This is a genomic window from Leclercia sp. UBA7405 (assembly GCF_037152215.1).
In the GTDB taxonomy this organism is placed as follows: Bacteria; Pseudomonadota; Gammaproteobacteria; order Enterobacterales; family Enterobacteriaceae; genus Enterobacter; species Enterobacter pneumoniae.
The window spans coordinates 1,161,962-1,174,781 of record NZ_JBBCMR010000001.1; the positions used below are offsets into that span (position 1 = coordinate 1,161,962).

A 12,820-nucleotide genomic window follows, 5' to 3' on the forward strand; every position below is an offset into this window, starting at 1 on the left:
GCGGGCTTTTTCATCTCTAGTCGTCCTCTTCGTCATCCAGCTCAACCGGCGTCTGATACTGATCCGGTTTAATGACCAACAGGTCGCAGCGCAGATGGTCAATTACCTGTTCCGCCGTGTTACCGAGGAAGGCTGCGGAGATACCGGTGCGACCCACGGTACCTAAGACCACAATCCCCGCCTGGAGATGTTCCGCCAGATCCGGTATCACCTCTTCCGGCAATCCTTTCTCTACATGGGTGAGCTTTTCATCAATACCAAATTTCTGCCGTAGGGCCTTCATGGCCAGCAAGTGCTGTCCACGAATGGCATCGTTATAAACGCTGGGATCAAATTCCGGTAATTCGATGGCGATATTGATAGGAGTAACGGGATAAGCACCGACCAGATGCACTTCGGTATGGTTAACCTGCTCGGCGAGTTGGATGGTCTCTTTAAGCAGTTTCTCGTTCAGAGAGTTGTGGTAGTCCTCTTCACTGGCGAGATTCACGGCGACTACGGCTTTGCCGCCTTCTGGCCACGGCTGATCTTTTACCATCCAGACCGGGCAAGGGCATTTACGCAACAAGTGCCAGTCGGTCGGGGTGAAGATCACGGCTTCAAGTTTGTCATGCTGGTGGGCCATTTTCAGCAGTAAATCATGCTCGCCCGCGATGACTTCCTGAATAATGGCCTCGAATGGACGGTTATGCCAGACCACTTTGATATCGATAGGCACGCCGGCTTCAAGATAATATTTTGCCTGCTCGCGGATCCACGCGGTTCGCTGACTGATCACTCCCTGACGCATAGCGGTGCGCTCGTCAGGCGACAGAAGGGTGGTCATTTCGTAAGAGAAGTCATAGATCGGCAAAAACGCTTTGATTTTGCCACCAATCCGTTGATGTAAATAGACAGCTCTTCGTAACGCTGGTTGATCGTCCTGATTAGGATCGATGGCCACCAGCATGTTTTGATACTTTGCCATACAGGTCTCCTTACAACTGTCACCACAGTCTGTAATTCAAAGAGTAACCCATATATGTGGAATGAAACAGGGGGGAAGTTTTCGTCAGATCAATAAATCAGGAAATTTTACTTCCACGCCGGTTTCCCTGTGATATCACGGGTTTTAATGGTTTTAGCCGTTCACCCAAAAGAGAAAAAGCCCACTGGATGGGGCTTTTTGCCGTTTTTATTTTCAGGCGTTTTTCCTGGGTTCCTAGATATCATCGCGGGTATACCCGACAACGATTTCAAGCGTATTACGAATGATATCGCAGGCTTCAGGATCCGTGGTCACATCAAGCGCATGTATCAGTTGCAAGATTAGCTCTTTATTAGACAGGCTCTCTCCACACACCATCATGCAGCGAATGGCGGCACCAAGAACCGCAGCTTCATCCTGCAGTGACCCCTCCGCCGTACTAAAATGTTGAGCCAGTCCGCGGTCATGCAGAGCATCAAAAAGGTAAGTGTGCTGAGTGCTGACATTATTCATGGAATTCTCTCTTAACGATCAAAAAACAGGGCGATGAGACTGTTGTAATGCGCGATTTCATCTTCATCAGTCGCCATCTCAATTTTGCCAAGCAGCTTCGAGCAAATAGTCATACGACTAAGTTGTACACGTTCTTTTAAAATCTCACTGACGATCGCACCCAGCGTCTCTTCCGGCGTTGGGAGCATTTTTTTATTGAAATAGACTACCAGAGCAGCTTCAGCTGCTGATCTTGCGCGATTGTGACGCATTTAATCCGCCAGTTAGTTATTAGCCCAGAGTTGGAATGACCTAAATCTAAACTAGTCGCACAAATCTGTACAGTGGTGTTGTACAACTTTTTTCGTCTTTAGCTGGTTTTGTGATGTCCATAGCTCGTTCGGGTATTCATATATGGCACATGAGAAGAGTGAAAAATAAAAAAAGTGTAAACGGTAATATGAGGGAATTATTGCAAAGGGAATGTTTATATATCTTTAAACGCTACAATTTCAATAAGATGGAATTAAGTGGCTGCCGATTCGCTCGAATATATAGTAAGCAGAACTTATACTTTCAATGCAGCACAAGCTGTAGACCCTACTGGAGTTTCAAATGAAATCCATACTCTCTAGCGTAAATAAAGAGCAGCCTAAACAGCCGCAAAAGATGCCTGATGATAAACAGGGCAACAAACAACAACCGAGCAAAAGTAAATAGCTCAAGCTATCCTGTCTGACGGAGGCGTAATGGCTGATCGTCCTGATTTAATTGATCCTTTACCAGAAGATGACACCGTTCCTGGTGATGATGTGCCTGATGTGCCAGATGTGAATGACCCGCTGGCGCCTGAAGATCCGGATGGTGTGAACAAACCACTCTGATCGGCTCGCATCTAAACCGCCTTCGGGCGGTTTTTTGCTGGGTAAAGAAAAGAGGAGGGGGGAGTACAAGGAGAACCCGACCGATAATATCGCATTACCGATCGGATATAACGTTTAAACAGGCGTTACGCGACGTTACGCGTATGGCCGGCCAGGACCGCCAGCGCTTCACCGTTTTCGATGGTGATATATTTACCTTTCACCGCCAGCATGCCGCTTTTCTGGAAACGACCCAGCAGACGGGAGATAGTCTCTACGGTGAGTCCCAGATAGTTACCGATATCGCCACGCGTCATGGTCAGACGGAACTCGCGTGGTGAGAATCCTCGCTCGGCAAAACGGCGAGAGAGGTTATAGATAAAGGCCGCCAGGCGCTCTTCGGCATTCTTCTTGGACAGCAGCAGGATCATATCCTGATCGCCTTTGATTTCGCCGCTCATCAAACGCATCATTTGCTGACGCAGGCTCGGCATTTTGCCTGACAGGTCATCCAGAGTCTCGAACGGGATTTCACACACCATTGAGGTTTCCAGCGCCTGCGCAAAGCTTGGGTGATGGCCCGTACCGATAGCATCAAATCCAACCAAATCGCCGGCCAAGTGGAAGCCAGTGATCTGCTCGTCGCCCTGTTCGGTAATGGTGTAGCTCTTGATAGTGCCAGAGCGGATAGCGTAGAGGGATTTGAGTTCGTCGCCGGCTTTGAACAGCGTCTGACCTTTCTGAATCGGCTTTTTACGCTCGATAATATTATCAAGCTGGTCGAGTTCATGCTCATTCAGCGTAAAAGGGATACAGAGCTGGCTGATGCTGCAATCCTGACAGTGAATAGCACAACCGCCAGACTGAATGCGTCGAATAATTCGCTTTTCCGGGATCATAGGTATGCTCAAGCCTTAATTGATATTGGTCAATTTTAACATCTTTTTGGGGCTGGCGTAAGCCTGGTAAACCATCAATAAAGGCAAGAAAAGGGCATGCAGAGGCATCTTCTTGAAATTCCACAGAATGATTGAGGAGATGCCCCCTAAGACGAGGAAATTTAAGCACTAAAAGCCTGGTATTTACAGCAGCAAGTAACCCTCGTGGCGCAATAACCACTCCTTACGTTGCACCCCGCCAGCATAGCCAGTCAGGGTGCCGTTACGCCCAATAACGCGATGACACGGCACCACAATACTGACCGGGTTTGAACCGTTGGCCGCGCCAACCGCACGGGCGGCGCCTGGGCGTCCAAGCAGCGCAGCAAGCTGACCATAATGCATTACCTGGCCACAGGGGATCTGCCGTAGCGCTTTCCAGACTTCGCGCTGGAACGGCGTACCCGCAGTGGCGGTAGGCAGGTCATCAATGATGCTGAGCTCACCCTCAAACCAGGCGGTGAGCTTATCGCTCAGGCCGCCCGGATTGCTGGCGCCGATACGCTCGTAGCCTTGCGAGCGATAGTGGATATTGAGCAGTTCGACCATGCGGTCGCTGTGTTCTTCCCACTCTACGGCGCGAAGACAACCCTGCTCGTCCGCCAGAATCCACAGAGGCCCCAGCGGGGTCGCAATTTTGTCTTCGAGTAATCTTAGCATCCTGTTTTCCTTAGTTCAGACGTGGGTAAACCCCCGGCCCAATGGGCAGGCCGACAAGATACCATGCCACCAGCATCAGCAACCATACCCCTAAAAAGATAAGCGGATAGGGTAATACCAGCGAATAGTAGGTACCCAATTTCGCCTCAGGTTTATACCGTTGCAGGAAGCCTAAAAACAGCGGCACGAAGGGTGAAACAGGCGCCAGCGGGATCACCGACGAATCTGCCACGCGGAAGAGAATCTGCGCAAACGCCGGATGGAAGCCCAGCAGCATAAACATCGGGACAAAAATCGGTGCCAGAATCGACCAGATTGCCGAACCGCTGGCGATAAACATGCAGAGCAGAGAGGATAAAAGCGCCAGCCCGACAAAGGCAGGGACGCCGCTCAGACCGGCGGATTCAAGAATATCGGTCAGGCCTACCGCCATAAATTTGCCCATGTTGCTCCAGTTGAACATGGCAACGAACTGGGCCAGCGGGAAGACCATCACGATAAAACCGGCCATCTCTTTCATGGGCTCGATCATCAACTGCGGCAGGTCGGCCTGACGGCGGATTTTGCCCACCGCAATGCCATACGCCAGCGAGACCACAAAGAAGAAGAGAATGATCAGCGGCACGATGCCCTTAATGAAGGGTGAGGGCAGGACGGTATGCTGTACCGGGTCACGCAGAATGCCGTTTTCGGGTACCACCATCAGGGCAATCAGGCCAATAAACAGCAGTGAGACTACGCCAGCCACCCGCAGACCAAAACGCTGCGCGGGCGATAAGGTATCGAGTTTCTCCTCGCTGCTGCCTTGCCACTCACCGAGGCGCGGCTCCACAATTTTATCGGTGATCAGCCCACCCACGAGGGTAAGGAGGATGACGGAGCTGGCCATAAAGTACCAGTTGTCGATCACGCTGACGTGGAGTGATGCGTCCAGGGTTTTGGCCGCTTCAGTACTGATGCCCGAGAGCAGGACGTCGGTGGTCACGATCAAGAGATTAGCCGTAAAGCCACAGCCCACGCCGGCGATAGCCGCCAGCAACCCCGCCACCGGATGACGGCCGACGGCCAGGAAGATCAGCGCCCCCATCGGCGGCATGATTACCAGCGCGGCATCCGAGGAAATATGGCTAAAGAAGGCGATAAACAACACCATATAGCTGGCGTAACGTGCACTGACGTGCGACGCCATTTTTACCATCAGCGCTGGCAGCAGCCCCGATCGCTCTGCCAGCCCGGCCCCCAGTACCAGCGCCAGAATCGCCCCCAGCGGGGCAAAGCCGCTGAAGTTTTTAATCACATTGGGCAAAAACCAGTGCAGACCCTCTACGCTCAGCAGGTTTTTTACGGCCACCATGCTGCCATCGGCCGGGTTGCGGGCACTGACGCCAAAGGCGGAGAGTGCGGCAGTGGCCACCATCAAAATCACAATCAAGTAGATGAACAGCAGGAAAGGGTGCGGCACTTTGTTGCCGACTCTTTCGACCCAACCATAGAGCTTACCGGATGGGGAATGCGAAGGTATGGAAGACATACTCATGGGCGTTCCTCGAACGTATTGGATGTTGTGTTGTGTTGTGTTTATTATTTTAAAGGTGACGGTGTCACGCCGTGTGGGATCGGGCAGACATACGGTGTGTCGGCCACCATTTTTTCGAACTCCTCACGGCACGCCTGCAGCAGGGAACGATCCTGCAACAGGGAGAGCGCGGTCGCACCCATGACTTTCGCAGCCAGCAGCATCCCCTTATGTGCAATAGAGGTGCGCCCCTGGGCCACCAGCTGCCAGGTGTGCAACGGGGTGCCTACGGTAAAGCAGGGGCTGAAGCACTGCGCCACCGGCATCTTCCAGCTCACGTCGCCCACATCGGTCGAGCCCGCCAGAACGTTGTCGGTGACGGCATAGGGGGCCACCTCGTCTACCAGCAGGGTCTGCTGCTGTCGACGGGCAAAGGTTTTACCGGCCTCACCCCCGGTGGCGGCTATATTTTTCAGACTGTTGTGCAGATCGTTATCGGTAAGGGTGGCGCGGATCTCCGCTGCGAAGGCCCGCTCTTCATCACTCCACTGGGGCGTACCGTAATGGGTGAGAGCAGAATACATCGCGGCCTCCAGCGTGCGATTAGGCAAGTAGCTGGAGCAGGCTTTGTCGAAGCGCTGCTCGACGGTGGTTTCGGTCATTAGCGCCGCGCCTTGCGCAATCTTCTCGATACGCTGGTAGATCTGCTGCGCATCGGCCATCTCCGGCGCGCGAATGAGATAGAGCACTTCGGCCTGCGCCTGTACCACGTTCGGCGAGATACCCCCGGTATCGGTAATAGCGTAATGGACGCGGGCTTTTTCGATAATGTGTTCATTAAGGAAGTTTGTGCCGGTGGTCATCAGCGTCACGGCATCAAGGGCGCTGCGACCCAGATGAGGCGAGTTGGCGGCATGCGCCGCTGTACCCTGGAAGCGCCAGGCGGCCTGGATATTTGCCAGGGTACTGACGTTGAACATGCCAGCAAAAGCCTCCGGATGCCAGGTGACGGCGGCATCCACATCATCGAACAGCCCTTCGCGTACCATAAAGGTTTTGCCGGAGCCACCCTCTTCGCCAGGGCAGCCGTAGAAGCGCACGGTACCGCTGCCGCCGTGTTGCTCGAGCCAGCTTTTCACCGCAACGGCACCCGCCAGGGCGGCAGTGCCGAGCAAATTATGGCCGCACCCGTGGCCGTTCGCGCCGGGGGTGTCACTCTGCTGAGTGGCACAACCCGCACGCTGGCTAAGGCCTGCCAGCGCATCATACTCCCCCAGCAGCGCGATAACCGGTTTACCGCTGCCGAAGCTGGCAATAAAGGCATTGGGAATATCGCCGGGGGTGCGGGTTACGCTAAACCCCGCCTCCTGCAGCGCCGTGGCCAGCCGTTCGGCCGACCAGAACTCTTCAAAACGCGTTTCCGGATGATCCCAGATATCGTCAGCCATGTCGGTAAATTGCTGAGCCCGTGTTTCGATCGCATCGTTGATAAAGCGGTAAATCGCCTCCATCACACACCTCGCGCCCACGGAAAATTGAGCGCAGTACGCGCCAGGGTTTCGACCGCGATCTGCATGATCTGCTCATCGAAATCGAATTTTTCGTTGTGATGTCCGGCGCTGAGGGAGGTGCCAAAGACCATATAAGATGCCAGACCGCCGTTCTGCTGCACCCGGGCCATCATCAGGGTGGCATCTTCTGAGCCCGCCGGCGCAGCCACCTTATCAAGCACCTGTTCAACGCCAGCTACCTGTGAGGTTTGCTCTCGCAGGTAGTCGACCCATGCGGGGGATGGCGAACTGGAGGTGGCGGCGCCCATCAGGCGCATCTCGCTCTGTACGCCATACATCGCCGTTGCGCCGTCGATAACTGACTTTGCCCGTTCAAAAACATACTGGTTAATGGCCTCGGTCTCGCCGCGGGTCTCCACCTTTAGCAGGGCGGTGGCGGGCACCACGTTGCGACCGGTACCTGTCTGCATCACGCCAACATTCACCCGGGAAGCCCCTTCGCTGTGCGGCGCGATAGCGTGCAGACCCAGGGCGGCCTGCGCGGCGGCGAGCAGGGCATTGCGACCCTCTTCCGGTTTGCCGCCGGCGTGCGCCGCCACACCGGTAAAGCGTACGTCGAATTTGGTGGTGGCCATAAAGTTATCGCTACCGCAAATCACCGTGCCCGCCGGCACGCCCGTGCCGATATGGATGGCGGTAAAGTAATCCACACCGTCCAGCGCGCCGGCGGCAACCATCGCCCGGGCCCCGCGTGTACCTTCTTCAGCAGGCTGGAAGATCAGCTTAATGGTGCCGTTAAGCTGCGCCTCGTTCTCTTTCAGGAGATGGGCCAGACCGAGACCGATAGTGGTGTGGCCGTCGTGTCCGCAGGCGTGCATCATGCCCGCGTTACAAGAGGCAAAACCTTCCCGGTAAGGGCGGTGTTCCTCATGCAGGGCTTCGTCGAGATCCAGCGCATCCATATCTACCCGGTAGGCAAGCGTCGGGCCAGGACGTCCGGTATGGAGGGTAGCCACGATTCCGGTAAAACCGCCTTCGAAAGCGCTCAGCCATTTTTCCGGCGCCCCCTGCGCACGGGCGCGCGCAAATTCACGGGCAAGGGTTGCTTCATCTGGTAGGCCCATCCGGCTGTCGGCGTCCACAACGTCACGGCCCAGGGCCAGTTCATATCCCAGCCGATCAAGAATTTCAGCCACTTTTGCGGCGGTACGAAACTCCACCCAGCCGGATTCGGCATAGTGGTGGAAATCGCGCCGCCATGCGGTAAGTTGCGGAGATAACGTCTCAAGGTAGTGCGCTAATGCCTGCATCGTGTTTCCTGTCATCATTAGATTATGTGAACTCCCTCACGGTGTGATAGTTTTTACTTATCACTCACCGCTATTTCACAGATTTAACCTTTCGGGAATTACCCTGACACAATCATTTCCATTAAAGTAGATGACAGTTTCTTTTCTCTGATAAACAACGGTTATCGGTGCAGCTATGACATTCCAGGTAAAATTTCATCAAATTCGGGCTTTTGTGGAAGTGGCGCGTCAGGGGAGCATTCGCGGTGCCAGCCGGGTATTGAATCTGTCGCAACCGGCGCTGACGAAATCAATCAAAGAGCTTGAAGAGGGGATTGCCGCCCAGCTTTTTATCCGCCGCAGTAAAGGGGTGGCGCTGACCGAATGTGGCGAGAGCTTTTATCACCATGCCAGTCTCATTCTGGAGGAGTTGCGTTCGGCGCAAGAGGACATTTTGCAACGTCAGGGGAAACTCGCGGGGCAGATTAACATCGGCATGGGGGCCAGCGTGGCACGTCTGCTGATGCCAGGGGTAATTAGTCGCTTTCATCAGCAACACCCGCAGGTGAAGGTGCGCATCATGGAAGGCCAACTGGTGTCGATGATCAATGAATTAAGGCAGGGTGAACTGGATTTTACTATCAATACCTATTACCGGGGGCCTTACGATCACGAATTTAGTTTTGAAAAACTTTTTGAGAAGCCTTTTGCAATATTCTGCCGGGCGGGGCATCCGGCGTTGGGCGCAACATCGATAAGCGAATTGTTAAAATACAGCTGGACGATGCCCACACCGCGGGGTAGTTATTATAAACAGTTAGAAGAAGTTTTTATTAATCGAGAACAATTCCCAAATATCGGCGTTGTATGCGAAACATTCTCATCCAGTATTAGTCTGGTGGCGCAAAGTGATTTTTTGAGCATATTACCGCAGGAGTTGGGGTGTGACCCGCTGCTGGCAAACCGGCTGGTGATGCTCCCGGTCAAAGAGACGCTGCCGAAGGCGACCTACTACCTCATCCAGCGCCGTGACACGCGCCAGACGCCGCTGACGACATCGTTGATCACGCAGTTCCGCCGGCATGCGAGGCAGATAAATAGTATGGCGGATGAAGGATAAAAAAATAGAGCCTGTCGACATCCAACAGACTCTACAGTACCCACAGCAATGCTCCACATGCATACACTGCTTAATCATTCCTTGTGCAGATGGATGCATTTATAACTGTTATCCTGGAATAAATAAAGGAAATAACGCATTCAGTGTCACAATTTTTATATTGGGGCTCGGTATTAACTATTATTAAATTTGACTTAAGTGGCGATTAAGGGGTCGGTTAATTTACTTATTTAACTTTTATTTTTATTTCACGGCAGCGTTATATTCGGCTTACCCCTGCCCATTGAGCCATCTATACTACCCAGGTATAGTAAGGGGTCAGTAGAAGCAGGAGGATTGCCATGAAACCCGATGATAGATCGCTTTTCCTTGATGCGATGCAGGATGTCCAGCCTCTGAAACGCTGCACTGATATCCACTGGCAGCCCGCCCCAAAAGCGCGTGACAAACAGTCGCTCGATCTGGAACAGCTCGATAACTTTTTGACCACCGGCTATCTCGATATTCTTCCGCTTGCAGAGCCGCTGGCCTATCAGCGCGAAGGTATCCAGCAGGGCGTAGTCGAGAAGCTACGTCTGGGGAAATATCCGCGCCAGGCCAGCCTTTCGCTGTTGCGCACCCCTGTAGAGCAGTGCCGTCAACGGCTGTTTAGCTTCATCTGTCAGGCCGAGCGGGAGGGGCTTCGTAACCTTATCATCGTGCACGGTAAAGGCCGTGAGGCGGATTCTCACGCCAACATCGTGCGCAGCTATCTGGCTCGCTGGCTGACGGAATTCGAGGCGGTTCAGGCTTTCTGCCCCGCGCAGCCTCATCATGGCGGCAGCGGAGCCTGCTATGTCGCATTGCGCAAGTCCAGCGAAGCCAAACTCGACACCCGCGAACGCCATGCCAAACGGAGCCGCTAAAGCACATTGAACGCGGCCTGACTGTTTAGCGCCAGGCCTGAAAGGGCCACGCCCGTTAAAAACAGCGCCGTCAGCCGATTCACCACCGGGAGGGAGCGGGCAGGTAAACAGCGGCGGACGCTCAGGATCCAGAGCGACAGAATCAGCAGATCCAGAATCATCCAGCCCAGCGTAAGCAGGGTTACACTCAGCGCAAAATCGGGTGTTACGCGAATAAACTGTGGGAAAAAGGCGGCAAAGAAGAGGATGTCTTTGGGATTGGCGATGGCGGTGAAAAACCCCACCCCCAATCCCCCGCGGCAAGGCTCGTCATGGGCCTCTGTACCACCTTGCCGCCACAGATCCGCCGCCAGCCAACCGAGATAGAGAGAACCCGCCACGCCCGCCAGCGGAAGCGAGAGGGGATGAATGCGCACCGCTCCGCTCAGCATCACTACCGCCCCGACAATCAACATGAGCGACGCAAGATTACTCCCCGCAACGGTGATAAAAGCCGGGCGGTACCCCTGACGAAGCGCCGTATGGGTGACAAGCGCCACGACCGGACCCGGCGTAATCAATAACAGCACCACCGAAAAGAGATACGTCGCAAACAAGCTGATAACCATCACTGCCTCCGGGTAAACAAAGTGAGTGGGGAGTGTCGGCAAAAGCTGGGGAATTGAAAAACGGAAAATCCTGCGATTAAATGTGAGTAAAACTCATCATGGAAGATCGCGATGTCCTCACCCCTTCCGCCCTTATATGCGCTGCGCGCCTTTGATATCGCCGCGCTGCATGGCTCTTACACCCGTGCCGCCGAGGCGTTGCACGTTACCCCTGGCGCCATCAGTCGCCACATCCGCACCCTGGAGGCGCATTTCCATTGCCAGCTATTCCTGCGTAAAGGGCCCCGCGTCGAGTTAACCGATGCGGGACGAACGCTGGCCAGCCAGTTGCGTACCGGATTTGTCGCGCTTGAAAGCGCTTGTGACGCCTTTCGTACTCCCCCTCAGTTCCTGCGCCTGAAGGCACCCACCACCCTGACGGTTAACTGGTTGCTTCAGGCGCTGAAAGGCTTTCATGAACGCCATAGCGTACCGGAGGTACAGGTCTCCAGCGTCTGGATGGATGTAGACCGGATCGATTTTCATCGTGAGGCTTTCGATTGCGCCATTCTGCTGGGGAACGGGCAGTTCGGCGAGCAGACCCACGCCCTGCGGCTGTTTGCGGAGCGTCTTGCCCCTGTCTGCGCACCCTCGCTGGTGGCGCAGGCGCAGCGCAATCTTCCGGGTTGCGATCTAATACATCCCTCGGCAGACCGCCGGGACTGGCGTCGTTGGCTGAAAGACACCCCGCTGGAACAGCAGGTGGATATCAGCCGCGGCCATCTCTTCGATACGCTGGAGCAGGGGAACCAGGCCGCCATCGCCGGGCATGGCGTGTCGGTGGCCGACCTGACCTTGAGTCGCCACGCGCTGGAGAAGGGGGTGCTGGCGCTGCCGTTTTCCCGCCAGGTGGTGACGGGCGATGGCTACTATCTGGTGTGGCCTGTAGACAGTCCGCGACAGAAAGAGATCGCGACGCTGCGTCACTATCTTCTGACCTGCGTACCGGAGTGCTGCGATGAACAATAACGCGTTAACCTATCAGCGTTTTGGCGAACCCGATGCCGTGCTCAGGCTGCAGAGCGAAAATAAAGGGGCGCGTGCGGCAGATGCACTTCGGTTAGAGATGCTCTACGCCCCGGTGAACGCATCCGATTTAATTCCCATTACGGGAGCCTATCGCCATCGAATCTCCCTGCCTGCCGTGGCGGGCTATGAAGGAGTGGGCAGGGTAATAGACGCGCCGGCTGCTTTTGGTCATCTGCTGGGGCGCCGCGTGCTGCCTCTGCGGGGAGAGGGCACCTGGCAGCAGCGAGTGGACTGCCCGGCTGCGCTGGCGATCCCGGTGCCGGATGAGGTCGGTGATACGCTGGCCGCACGAGCGTTTATCAATCCGCTGGCGGCACAATTGATGCTGAAACTTTATCCTGTAACGGGCAAACAGGTGCTGCTCACCGCCGCGGGATCAGATTGTGCCCTGTTACTGGGCCAGTGGGCGCTGGGTAGCGGCGCCCGGGCTGTCTATGGCATCCACCGTTCGCCAGCACATGCCGAACGACTCGCCGCACTGGGCATCATTCCTGTGGCGCAGGAGGATGCCGGGGCGGTTTGCCACGTCGCCGCCACTAGCGAGGGGGTATTCGATGCGACAGGAGGCGCACTGGCGCAAAGGTTGCTGGAACGAATGCCGAAAAAGGGAACCTTTGTGAGCTATGGCCTGCTCAGCGGACAGCCCTTTACCCTGAGACACCACTATCCGCAGGTGCACTGGTTTCATGTGCGCAATACCTTTGCCACCCTGACTACCGAGCAGTGGCAGGCCGAATTTCAGGCCCTGTGGCCACGGTTGATCTCCAGCCACTATAGCGACGCGGTGGTCTGGCCCTTTGCCGACTGGCATGATGCGCTGACGCATTATCGCCAGCCGGGGAGAGTGGGGAAACCGCTACTTAAGCTGACGGGCGCGTAAAGG

Annotated in this window: 14 protein-coding genes; 5 read left to right on the forward strand and 9 right to left on the reverse strand. The window is 55.1% G+C overall.

Annotated features, from left to right (window positions below; translation table 11 throughout):
• Nucleotides 1–16: 16 nt before the first annotated feature.
• From uspE to WFN75_RS05635, 3 genes are all read right to left on the reverse strand, one after another.
• Nucleotides 17–967 carry a universal stress protein UspE gene (gene uspE, locus WFN75_RS05625; protein ID WP_040075844.1) on the reverse strand — a complete coding sequence of 317 codons (951 nt, stop codon included), beginning with the start codon at nucleotides 965–967 and terminating at the stop codon, nucleotides 17–19.
• 234 nt (nucleotides 968–1,201) lie between these two features.
• Nucleotides 1,202–1,480, reverse strand: a complete 279-nt coding sequence (locus WFN75_RS05630) for a biofilm development regulator YmgB/AriR family protein (protein ID WP_336995748.1) — start codon at nucleotides 1,478–1,480, stop codon at nucleotides 1,202–1,204.
• A gap of 11 nt (nucleotides 1,481–1,491) precedes the next feature.
• Nucleotides 1,492–1,731: a hypothetical protein gene (locus WFN75_RS05635; RefSeq protein ID WP_046887242.1), complete on the reverse strand. Its 240-nt coding sequence runs from the start codon at nucleotides 1,729–1,731 to the stop codon at nucleotides 1,492–1,494.
• A 477-nt stretch (nucleotides 1,732–2,208) separates the two neighbouring features.
• On the opposite strand from WFN75_RS05635, the gene WFN75_RS05640 reads away from it, so the two are divergent.
• A complete protein-coding gene (locus WFN75_RS05640; protein ID WP_233804409.1) occupies nucleotides 2,209–2,343 on the forward strand; it encodes a hypothetical protein in 135 nt (44 codons plus the stop codon).
• Nucleotides 2,344–2,468: 125 nt separating this feature from the next.
• Here the strand turns inward: WFN75_RS05640 and fnr are convergent, their stop codons facing one another.
• The 5 genes from fnr to WFN75_RS05665 all read right to left on the reverse strand — a co-directional run bounded on the left by fnr (nucleotide 2,469) and on the right by WFN75_RS05665 (nucleotide 8,257).
• The gene (gene fnr, locus WFN75_RS05645; protein WP_040075840.1) at nucleotides 2,469–3,221 is read right to left on the reverse strand and encodes a fumarate/nitrate reduction transcriptional regulator Fnr; all 753 of its coding nucleotides are present in this window, start codon (nucleotides 3,219–3,221) and stop codon (nucleotides 2,469–2,471) included.
• Nucleotides 3,222–3,404: 183 nt separating this feature from the next.
• Nucleotides 3,405–3,920, reverse strand: coding sequence for a methylated-DNA--[protein]-cysteine S-methyltransferase (ogt, locus tag WFN75_RS05650; RefSeq protein WP_212478022.1), 516 nt, complete (start codon nucleotides 3,918–3,920; stop codon nucleotides 3,405–3,407).
• A gap of 10 nt (nucleotides 3,921–3,930) precedes the next feature.
• Nucleotides 3,931–5,457 (reverse strand): p-aminobenzoyl-glutamate transporter, encoded by a 1,527-nt coding sequence (gene abgT, locus WFN75_RS05655; RefSeq protein ID WP_046887244.1) that lies wholly within the window; start codon nucleotides 5,455–5,457, stop codon nucleotides 3,931–3,933.
• A gap of 44 nt (nucleotides 5,458–5,501) precedes the next feature.
• The gene (locus tag WFN75_RS05660) at nucleotides 5,502–6,947 is read right to left on the reverse strand and encodes a M20 family metallopeptidase (protein WP_336995749.1); all 1,446 of its coding nucleotides are present in this window, start codon (nucleotides 6,945–6,947) and stop codon (nucleotides 5,502–5,504) included.
• Nucleotides 6,947–8,257, reverse strand: coding sequence for a M20 family metallo-hydrolase (locus WFN75_RS05665; RefSeq protein ID WP_336995750.1), 1,311 nt, complete (start codon nucleotides 8,255–8,257; stop codon nucleotides 6,947–6,949). The genes WFN75_RS05660 and WFN75_RS05665 overlap by 1 nt, the downstream gene beginning before the upstream one ends.
• Before the next feature lie 175 nt (nucleotides 8,258–8,432).
• On the opposite strand from WFN75_RS05665, the gene WFN75_RS05670 reads away from it, so the two are divergent.
• Nucleotides 8,433–9,356 (forward strand): LysR family transcriptional regulator, encoded by a 924-nt coding sequence (locus WFN75_RS05670; RefSeq protein WP_046887247.1) that lies wholly within the window; start codon nucleotides 8,433–8,435, stop codon nucleotides 9,354–9,356.
• Nucleotides 9,357–9,697: 341 nt separating this feature from the next.
• Nucleotides 9,698–10,261 carry a DNA endonuclease SmrA gene (smrA, locus tag WFN75_RS05675; protein ID WP_207293668.1) on the forward strand — a complete coding sequence of 188 codons (564 nt, stop codon included), beginning with the start codon at nucleotides 9,698–9,700 and terminating at the stop codon, nucleotides 10,259–10,261.
• Here smrA and WFN75_RS05680 read toward each other — a convergent pair.
• Entirely contained in the window at nucleotides 10,258–10,869 is a 612-nt protein-coding gene (locus tag WFN75_RS05680; RefSeq protein WP_336995751.1) for a LysE family translocator, read from the reverse strand. The two genes, smrA and WFN75_RS05680, sit on opposite strands and share 4 nt — an antisense overlap.
• Before the next feature lie 111 nt (nucleotides 10,870–10,980).
• Between WFN75_RS05680 and WFN75_RS05685 the strand changes: the two genes are divergently transcribed.
• The gene (locus tag WFN75_RS05685; RefSeq protein WP_336995752.1) at nucleotides 10,981–11,877 is read left to right on the forward strand and encodes a LysR substrate-binding domain-containing protein; all 897 of its coding nucleotides are present in this window, start codon (nucleotides 10,981–10,983) and stop codon (nucleotides 11,875–11,877) included.
• Nucleotides 11,867–12,817: a zinc-dependent alcohol dehydrogenase family protein gene (locus tag WFN75_RS05690; protein ID WP_336995753.1), complete on the forward strand. Its 951-nt coding sequence runs from the start codon at nucleotides 11,867–11,869 to the stop codon at nucleotides 12,815–12,817. Before WFN75_RS05685 ends, WFN75_RS05690 begins: the two co-directional genes overlap by 11 nt.
• Nucleotides 12,818–12,820 lie beyond the last annotated feature (3 nt).